Source organism: Pseudoalteromonas sp. S1650, from assembly GCF_005887195.1.
Lineage (GTDB): Bacteria > Pseudomonadota > Gammaproteobacteria > Enterobacterales > Alteromonadaceae > Pseudoalteromonas > Pseudoalteromonas simplex.
This window is the reverse complement of record NZ_PNDF01000084.1, coordinates 1-842: the sequence shown is the minus strand read 5'-3', so window position 1 is coordinate 842 and position 842 is coordinate 1. Positions and strand designations below refer to the sequence as shown.

Below are 842 nucleotides of genomic sequence, written 5' to 3'. Positions count from 1 at the left end.
ATAGGAGGCTTTTGGGAAGGTCGCTTTAAATCACAAGCTTTACTTGATGAAGCAGCTCTTGCAGCTTGCCTTGCTTATGTAGATTTAAACCCTGTAAGAGCGAAAGCGGCTGATTTACCTGAGCAATCTGACTACACCAGTATTAAATCTAGAATTAATGCAGCTCAAAACAATAAGCAACCAAAATCACTTATGCGTTTTGCAGGTAAACCACGTAAACATATGCCTAACGGACTACCTTTTGAGCTCAAAACATACCTACAACTCGTCGATTGGACTGGCCGCTCAATACGAGAAGATAAGCCAGGGAGAATCCCCGAAGATGCGTTACCAATTCTTGAACGATTAAATATTTGTATTGATAACTGGCTTACACTCACCACCTCTTTTTCACGCTCATTTAAGAATACGGCGGGTAAAGAACAAGCTATCACAGCTTATACAAATCATATGAAACGAAAACGAAGAAGTTCTATAGCTAATAGCTTAGCCTTATTTACTTAGGTACGCATTCGACACTAAAAATCAGTCTTACAAATCCAATCCTTTTAATTCTAGAGGCATAACGACTTTTGCAACTAGCGCTGACCAGTGTGTAAAATTAAATATTAACTCAGCACATAAGGCTGAAATTTAATAAATGACAATGAAAAATCACTATTCTTTCTAGCAATTCAGCTTGTTCTCAATAATTCACATCTTACTTAAGCTACATCTTTTTAAAAATAAGCTGGGTGTCTCATTAAACAGATTAAAAATAAGTTGGGTGTCTATTTAAAAATATCCAAACCTTATGGTAGTGAGGTGTTAAAGTGGGTGTCTAATTATAAAAAATGTACCAT

At 36.2% G+C, this 842-nt stretch carries 1 pseudogene; it reads left to right on the top strand.

From position 1 onward, the window contains the following. Nucleotides 1-504 (top strand): annotated as a pseudogene (locus CWB80_RS22600) (transposase); the annotation flags it as partial. Nucleotides 505-842: the final 338 nt, after the last annotated feature.